A 7694-nucleotide genomic window follows, 5' to 3' on the forward strand; every position below is an offset into this window, starting at 1 on the left:
CTCCTCGTCCAGTTCCCCGACCCGGGTGGCCTTCTCGCCCACCATGAACACCCCGAACAGCCCGCGGTCCGGGATGGTGCCGCCGGAGGTGACGGCGAGTCGCTGCGCGCCCGGTCGGCCTGTGAGGGTCCCGGCGTCGCGGTCCCACACCAACCGCGGCCTGAGCTCGGCGAAGTCCGCGGACGGGTATTTGCCCGCGAGCATGTCCAGCGTCGCCTCGAACGCCGACCGCGGCAGGCCGACGTACGGGGCGGTCCGGCGGACGGCGGCGAACCAGTCCTCCACGTCGATCGACTCGAGCGCGCACGCGGCCACCGTCTGCTGCGCCAGGACGTCGAGCGGGTTGGAGATGACCGCGAGCGCCTCGATCGCACCCTCGAGCATCCGCTCGACCGTCACCGCGCTGTGCACCAGGTCGGCGCGGTGCTTGGGGAACACCACCGCCCGGGAGACCTCGCCGACCTGGTGCCCGGCGCGGCCGACGCGCTGGAGCCCGGACGCCACCGACGGCGGCGACTCCACCTGGACCACCAGGTCCACCGCCCCCATGTCGATGCCCAGCTCGAGCGACGACGTGGCCACCACGGCGCGGAGCCGGCCGGACTTGAGCGCGTCCTCGATGAGCGCCCGCCGCTCCTTGGACACGGACCCGTGATGGGCCATCGCGAGCTCGGCCGGGGCGCCGCGCGAGACCTCGGAGGGAACCATGATCTGCGCGGGCGGCCTGGCCGGCGCGGGCGGGAGGGATCCCGGCTCGGTGTCCTCCGCGTAGATCTCGTTGAGCCGCGCGGTGAGCCGCTCTGCCAGGCGGCGGGAGTTGACGAACACGATCGTGGAGCGGTGGGCGGTGACCAGATCCACCACCTGTCGCTCGACGTGTGGCCAGATCGACCCCTCGCCCGGGGTGCCCGGCGGCGCGGCGGCCCCGTCGGGGAGCCCGTTGCGCGCCGACGACAGGTCCGCCATGTCCTCCACGGGGACCCGGACCGAGAGCTCGAACCGCTTCTCCGACGCGGGCGCCACCACGGTGACCGGCCGTTCCCCCGCCAGGAAGCGGGCCACCTCGGAGTGCGGCCGGACGGTGGCGGACAGGCCCACCCGCTGCGCGGGGGCGTCCAGCAGCTCGTCCAGGCGCTCGAGGCTCAGAGCCAGGTGCGCGCCGCGCTTGCTCCCGGCCACGGCGTGGATCTCGTCGATGATCACGGTGTCGACCGTGGTCAACGTCTCGCGCGCCGCCGATGTGAGGAGCAGGAACAACGACTCGGGTGTGGTCACCAGGACGTGCGGCGGCCTCGAGCGTTGCCGACGCCGCTCCTCCGTGGGGGTGTCGCCGGTCCGGATGCCCACGGTGACACCCGCGGTCTCGACGCCGAGGGCCGCCGCCGCCCGCTCGATCCCCGCGAGCGGGGCCCGCAGGTTGCGCTCCACGTCCACCGCCAGCGCCTTGAGGGGTGAGATGTAGAGGACGCGCGTGCCCGGTGTGGGATCGGTCGGGGCCCCGGGTCCGACGTCCCCCAGCATCAGGCGGTCGAGCGCGGCGAGGAACGCCGACAGCGTCTTGCCCGACCCCGTGGGGGCGACGACCAGGGTGTGCGCCCCGCTGGCGATCGACGCCCACGCCCCCGCCTGCGCGGGGGTCGCGCGGCCGAACGCGCCACGGAACCACGAGGCGGTGGCCGGGTGGAACCGTTCCAGGGCGTCTGACATGAACCCATGATGACCTACGCCTCCGACACCGTCCCGGCGCCCGACCGCCTCCGTAGAGTGTGGGCATGCGCGAACTCGACGACTGCGACCTGGCCTGCTACCTCGCCACCGGAATCGGGGACATCGTCCGGGGCACGCGCTCGGGCGGCCTGCTCAGCGGACGATCGCTCGCCCGCGTCGCCAACGAGGTGGCCCAGAACTGGACCGACGAGGTGCTCGCGGTGCACCGGCCGGACGACGGGACCCTCTCGGAGGGCGTGTCCGACGACCTCAGCAGGCTCGTGAAGTCGCGGGTCTGGATCATCGACGTGATCGACGGCACCAAGGAGTTCTCCACGGGACGCTCCGACTGGTCGGTCCACGTGGCGCTGGTCGTCGACGGCGTTCCCACCGTCGCCTCGGTCGGCCTCCCCGACTCGGGTCGGGTGTTCCGCTCCGACCACGTCGACCACGTGGACGGGCCGTACTCCGGCACCCTGGTCATCAGCCGCAACAACCCGCCGGCCGGGGCGCAGCACGTGGCGGACGCCCTCGGGATGGCGATCCGACCCATGGGGTCGGCCGGGGCCAAGATGCTGTCCGTCCTGCTCGGTGACGCCGACGCCTACTTCCACGCGGGCGGCCAGAACGAGTGGGACCAGGCCGCGCCGGTGGGTGTCGCGCTCGCGGCCGGGCTCCACGCGTCGAGGCTCGACGGCACACCGATTGAGTTCAACAAGGAGGACACCTACTCCCCGGACATCCTGGTGTGCCGGCCCGAACTCGCCGAGTCGATGCTCGCGGCGGCGGCGGAGCTGCCTGCCTGAGCGGACCCTGCCCGCCTCAGTAGACTGCGCACCATGACCGTCCCCACCCCGTACGAGGATCTGCTCCGACTCGTCCTGGAACAGGGCGCCGCCAAGTCCGACCGCACGGGAACCGGGACGCGGAGCCTGTTCGGCCATCAGCTGCGATACGATCTGTCCGCCGGGTTCCCCCTGATCACCACCAAGCGGGTCCACTTCAAGTCCGTCGCCTACGAGCTGCTGTGGTTCCTGCGCGGCGACTCCAACGTGGGCTGGCTCCGCGACAACGGGGTGACCATCTGGGACGAGTGGGCCGACGCGGAGGGCGAGCTCGGCCCCGTCTACGGCGTGCAGTGGCGGTCGTGGCCGACCCCGGACGGTCGCCACATCGACCAGATCGCGAACTCCGTCGACCTGCTGCGCACCGACCCGGACTCGCGCCGCAACATCGTCTCGGCGTGGAACGTCGGCGAGCTGTCCCGGATGGCCCTGCCCCCCTGCCACCTGCTGTTCCAGTTCTACGTGGCCGACGGCCGGCTGAGCTGCCAGCTCTACCAACGTAGTGCCGACCTGTTCCTGGGGGTGCCGTTCAACATCGCGTCCTACTCGCTGCTCACCCACATGGTGGCCCAGCAGGTGGGGCTCGAGGTGGGCGAGTTCGTGTGGACCGGCGGCGACTGCCACATCTATGACAACCACGTGGAGCAGGTCCGGACGCAGCTGTCCCGCGAGCCGTACCCCTACCCCGAGCTGCGCCTGCGCCGGGCGGACTCGCTCTTCGACTACACCTACGACCACCTCGAGATGGTCGGTTACAGGCACCACCCGGGCATCAAGGCCCCGGTGGCGGTCTGAGACGGGGCTCCGGACGGTGCCGGTGCGGATGGTGTGGGCCCAGGCCCGCGGCGGGGTGATCGGCGACGGCCGCGGCATGCCGTGGCACATCCCCGAGGACCTGGCCTTCTTCAAGCAGGCCACCACCGGGTCGCCCGTGGTGATGGGGCGGGCGACGTGGGAGTCGCTGCCCGCACGCTTCCGGCCCCTGCCCGGCCGCCGCAACATCGTGTGCACGCGCGACCCGCGGTGGTCCGCCGAGGGCGCCGACCGCGCGGGATCGGTGGACGAGGCGCTCACGCTGGCGGGCCCCGACGCGGTGGTGATGGGCGGCGGGCAGATCTACGCCGCCGCGCTGGACCGGGCGGGCGAGTGCCTGGTCACCGAGATCGACGCCGACGCCCCCGGGACGGTGCGGGCACCCGCGCTGGACGGGGCATGGGAGCGGGTGGAGGTGGGTGACTGGATCACCGATCCGCGGAGCCGGGTGGAGGGGTACGACGACGAGGTGAGGCACCGTCACACCACGTGGCGGCGCCGGGTGCTCAGCGGGTGAGGTCCTTCATCATCGAGCGCATCTCGGCGGAGAGGCCGTCCGCGAGGTCCTGCAGGCCACCGGAGATGACCTGGGCCAACAGTCCGGGGTTCTGCGCCTCGATGATGCACCCGCCACCGGATTCGCGGACCACGACGTTGCAGGGGATCAACAGGGCGACCTCCTTGTTCACGTCGAACGCCTTGCCCGCGAACTCGGGATTGCACGCGCCCAGGATGAGCACGCGCTCGATGTCCTTGTCGATCTTGTTCTTGAGGGTCGCCGTGAAATCGATCTCGTGGAGGATGCCGAACCCGCGATCGGCGAGCGCCTTGCGGGTCGACTCCACCGCCTCGTCGAACCCCATCTCGGTGTACGTTCCGATGCTGACGTCCATGACGGCCTCCGCCTCTGTTCGGGTGTCTCCGGGGAATCCCGGGTCCAGTGTCGCACGCCGCCGACGGCGGGTCAGGCGAGCGAGAGGAACAGCTTCTCCAGCTCGGCGAGCGAGGCGCCGTCCTCGCCCGGCTCCCCGTCCCTGGCGAGGCACTCCTGGAGGTTGGTGCTGATGATCTTGAACCCGGCACGGTCGAGCGCCTTGGACACGGCGGCCAGCTGGGTGACGATGTCCTTGCAGGAGTTCTCCTGCTCGACCATGTCGATCACGGCGTTGAGCTGGCCGCGCGCGCGGCGCAGCCGGTTGAGGACCTGTTGCCGAGGGTCGGTGTCGGCCATCGCGCACCTCCATGGAGCACTTGTGGTCTCGGGGCTGAACCGGTGGACCTGGGCGAGACCCCCGTGGTTCCACCGGTTCGAGCCAGTGTACCCACGGGGGTATATTGCCGCCAGTCGGTCGTCGCGCCGGTCAGTCGTCGTGGACGATGATCCCCCGGACCATGCCCTCGCCGCCGCGCTCCATGATCTCGTACCCCTCGTTCACCTGGTCCAGGGTGAAGCGGTGGGTGATGAGCTCGTCCAGCTTGAGCTGCTTCTCGTCCCACAGCCGGAGGATGTTGGGGATGTCGTGGAAGGCGTTGGCCGAGCCGAACAGCGAGCCCTTGATCACCTTCTCGTACTGCGAGACGAACAGGCCCGTGAGGTTGATGGACTGGTTGTCGAGGCCGCCCATCGAGGTGAGGACCACGACGCCGCGCTTGCCCACCATGTCCACCGCGTCCGCGGTGACCTTGGCGTCGGCCACACCGATGGTGATGATCGCCTTCTCCGCCATGTTGCCCCAGGTCAGGGCCGGCAGCTCGGCCTTGGCCTGATCGACGTCGGAGTAGACGTGGGTGGCACCGAACTCCGTCGCCTTGGGCAGCTTCGTCTCGTCGGTGTCGATGGCGATGATGAAGCGCGCGCCGGCGTGCTTGGCCCCCTGGATCGCGTTGATCCCGATGCCGCCGATGCCGAAGACCACGACGGTGTCGCCCGCGCGGACGTCGGCGGAGTAGACGGCCGAACCCCAGCCTGTGGTGACGCCGCAGCCGACGAGCGCGGCGACCTCGAACGGGATCCAGTCCTGGATCTTGACCACCGAGTTCATGTTGGCCACGGTGTACTGCGAGAACGTCCCGAGGGTGCACATCGCCCCCGCGGTCTCGCCGTTGGCGAGCGCGAAGGGGTAGCGCCCGTCGGCCATCTCGCCGATGGTGCCGTTGAGCCCGCCGTCGCAGAGGTTGGTCATGCCCCGCGCGCACGCCGAGCACTTGCCGCACGCCGGGATGAAGGAGCCCACCACGTGGTCGCCGGGCTTGACGTGGGTCACGCCCTCGCCGACGGCCTGGACGACGCCCGCGCCCTCGTGGCCGCCGACGATCGGGAGGCGACCCGGCAGGTCACCGCTGGTGATGTGCAGGTCCGAGTGGCACAGGCCGGCGACCTTCCACTTCACCAGCACCTCGCCGAAGTTCGGGCCGTCGAGCTCCGCCTCGACGATCTCGAACGGCTTGCCCAACTCGCGGGCGATGGCGGCCTTGGTCTTCATGCGACTCCCTCCGGGGGCGACGGGCCGGGCCCGTCACTGGAACGTGTTCTCATTACGGTATCCGCATTCTTGCACGGCGTGCCGCGTATGCATGAACCTGTTCCAGTTAGGGCGCCTCAGGCCCCGGTGGCCGCCCGCCAGGTGGTGTACCCGCCGTCCAGATTGACCGCCTCGCGCCCGGACTGGGTGAGGATCCGGGCGGCCAGGTAGCCGCGGACGCCGACCGCGCAGTACGCCACGACGCGGCCCTCGGGCAGCTCGCCGAGCCGGTCCCGCAGGTCGTCGACCGGGATGTTCACCGCGCCCGGGATCGCTCCCGCCGCCACCTCCTCGGGGGTCCGGGTGTCGAGCAGGACGTCGCCCGCGGACACCCGGTCCGCCACCTCGTCCCACTGAAGGCTCTTCACGGTGCCGTCGCGGAGGTTGCCGGCGACGTAGCCGAGCATGTTGACCGGATCCTTGGCCGAGCCGAAGGCTGGCGCGTAGGCCAGCTCGAGGTCGGCCAGCCGGGAGGCCGTGATGCCGCCCGCCATCGCGGTGGCGATCACGTCGATCCGCTTGTCCGCACCGTCCTCGCCGAGCGCCTGGGCACCGAGGATCGCGTCCGTCTCCGGGTCCACCAGTAGCTTGAGGTGCAGGCCCGCCGCACCCGGGTAGTAGCCGGCGTGCGAGGCGGGGTGCGTGTGGATCTGCCGGAAGGGGCGCCCGGCGGCGGCGAGCCGCTTGGCGTTCCAGCCGGTGGTGGCCACCTGGAGTCCGAAGACCCCGACGATGGCGGTGCCGAGGACCGGACGGTCGGCGGCGGCGCGGCCCATGATGACGTCCGCGACCATGCGGCCCTGGCGGTTGGCGGTGTTGGCCAGCGGGACCATGACGGCCGAGCCGTCCACGGCGTCCCGCTTGACCACGGCGTCGCCGACGGCGTAGATCGCCGGGTCGGAGGTCCGCATGGCCTCGTCGACCACGATCCCGCCGCGCTCGTCCACCTCGAGCCCCGCGTCGGTGGCGAGGGTGGAATCGGGGCGCACGCCGATCGCGGCCACCACGATGTCCGCCGGCACCGTCGACCCGTCGGCGAGGGTGACGTCGCGCTCCCCGATCGCCGACACGCCCGCGCCCAGATGGAGCACCACCCCGCTCTCGCGGAGCCGCTGGTGGACGAAGGCCGCCATCTCCGGGTCGAGCGGGGCCATCACTTGATCCGCGGCCTCGACGATCGTCACGTCGAGGCCCCGGTGCCGGAGGTTCTCCGCGAGCTCGATCCCGATGAAGCCCCCGCCGATCACGACGACCGACCCGACGTCCCCCGACACCGCGTCGACCATCGCGTCGGTGTCCTCGATGTCGCGCAGCGACAGGGCGCGTTCGATCCCCGGGATGGGCGGCCGCACCGGGCGCGCGCCCGGGGACAGCACGAGGGCGTCGTAGTCCAGGCTCGCCTCGCCGTCCGGACCGGTGACCTGGACGACGCGGCCGCCCCGGTCGACGGAGGTGACCTCGTGCCCGACGAGCACGCGGATGCCGAACCTGGCGGCCAGGGACTGCGGGGTCTGCAGGAGCAGCGCCGAGCGGTCCTCGATCACCCCGCCGACGTGGTACGGCAGCCCGCAGTTGGCAAACGAGACGTACCCGCTGCGTTCGACGACCGTGATGTCGGCGTCTTCGGACAACCGACGGAGGCGCGTCGCGGCGGACATGCCGCCCGCGACCCCCCCGACGATGACGATCTTCATGTGACTCGCTCTCCGCGTGGTGGGCCGGATCAGGGCTGCGCTTGGCCCTGCTGGGCCTGTGCCTCGTCGACGGCCTTGCGGACCTCGTCCATGTCCAGGCCCTTGATCTGGGC

8 protein-coding genes are annotated in these 7694 nt (G+C 71.3%); 3 read left to right on the forward strand and 5 right to left on the reverse strand.

The genetic code is table 11. The features are described 5' to 3' along the window. Positions 1-1707: DEAD/DEAH box helicase (locus tag B4M60_RS11120; protein ID WP_291083695.1), on the reverse strand; the 1707-nt coding region annotated here is incomplete at its 3' end. 65 nt (positions 1708-1772) lie between these two features. Between B4M60_RS11120 and B4M60_RS11125 the strand changes: the two genes are divergently transcribed. From B4M60_RS11125 to B4M60_RS11135, 3 genes are read left to right on the forward strand one after another with little or no spacing between them, the layout of a single operon-like run. Next, positions 1773-2513, forward strand: coding sequence for a 3'(2'),5'-bisphosphate nucleotidase CysQ (locus B4M60_RS11125; protein ID WP_291083698.1), 741 nt, complete (start codon positions 1773-1775; stop codon positions 2511-2513). Positions 2514-2546: 33 nt separating this feature from the next. After that, positions 2547-3347 carry a thymidylate synthase gene (locus B4M60_RS11130; RefSeq protein ID WP_291083701.1) on the forward strand — a complete coding sequence of 267 codons (801 nt, stop codon included), beginning with the start codon at positions 2547-2549 and terminating at the stop codon, positions 3345-3347. Between the two features lie 28 nt (positions 3348-3375). Further along, complete coding sequence (locus tag B4M60_RS11135; RefSeq protein ID WP_291083704.1) at positions 3376-3882, forward strand: dihydrofolate reductase; 507 nt, start codon at positions 3376-3378, stop codon at positions 3880-3882. Here the strand turns inward: B4M60_RS11135 and B4M60_RS11140 are convergent. The 4 genes from B4M60_RS11140 to B4M60_RS11155 form a co-directional block, all read right to left on the reverse strand. Continuing rightward, positions 3872-4258 carry a DUF302 domain-containing protein gene (locus B4M60_RS11140; protein ID WP_291083707.1) on the reverse strand — a complete coding sequence of 129 codons (387 nt, stop codon included), beginning with the start codon at positions 4256-4258 and terminating at the stop codon, positions 3872-3874. The genes B4M60_RS11135 and B4M60_RS11140 overlap by 11 nt on opposite strands. Before the next feature lie 71 nt (positions 4259-4329). After that, positions 4330-4596 (reverse strand): metal-sensitive transcriptional regulator, encoded by a 267-nt coding sequence (locus B4M60_RS11145; RefSeq protein ID WP_291083710.1) that lies wholly within the window; start codon positions 4594-4596, stop codon positions 4330-4332. A gap of 130 nt (positions 4597-4726) precedes the next feature. Beyond that, complete coding sequence (locus B4M60_RS11150; protein ID WP_291083713.1) at positions 4727-5848, reverse strand: NDMA-dependent alcohol dehydrogenase; 1122 nt, start codon at positions 5846-5848, stop codon at positions 4727-4729. Positions 5849-5964: 116 nt separating this feature from the next. Next, complete coding sequence (locus tag B4M60_RS11155; protein WP_291083716.1) at positions 5965-7581, reverse strand: FAD-dependent oxidoreductase; 1617 nt, start codon at positions 7579-7581, stop codon at positions 5965-5967. Between the last annotated feature and the right edge of the window lie 113 nt (positions 7582-7694).

Origin of the sequence: Dietzia sp. UBA5065, assembly GCA_002415925.1 — a bacterium.
Taxonomy (GTDB): Bacteria; Actinomycetota; Actinomycetes; order Mycobacteriales; family Mycobacteriaceae; genus Dietzia.

Coding starts and splice junctions, on each gene's coding strand:
- B4M60_RS11155 (WP_291083716.1), bottom strand. CDS start 7,581: ATGAAGATCGTCATCGTCGGGGGGGTCGCGGGCGGCATGTCCGCCGCG.
- B4M60_RS11135 (WP_291083704.1), top strand. CDS start 3,376: ATGGTGTGGGCCCAGGCCCGCGGCGGGGTGATCGGCGACGGCCGCGGC.
- B4M60_RS11150 (WP_291083713.1), bottom strand. CDS start 5,848: ATGAAGACCAAGGCCGCCATCGCCCGCGAGTTGGGCAAGCCGTTCGAG.
- B4M60_RS11130 (WP_291083701.1), top strand. CDS start 2,547: ATGACCGTCCCCACCCCGTACGAGGATCTGCTCCGACTCGTCCTGGAA.
- B4M60_RS11140 (WP_291083707.1), bottom strand. CDS start 4,258: ATGGACGTCAGCATCGGAACGTACACCGAGATGGGGTTCGACGAGGCG.
- B4M60_RS11125 (WP_291083698.1), top strand. CDS start 1,773: ATGCGCGAACTCGACGACTGCGACCTGGCCTGCTACCTCGCCACCGGA.
- B4M60_RS11145 (WP_291083710.1), bottom strand. CDS start 4,596: ATGGCCGACACCGACCCTCGGCAACAGGTCCTCAACCGGCTGCGCCGC.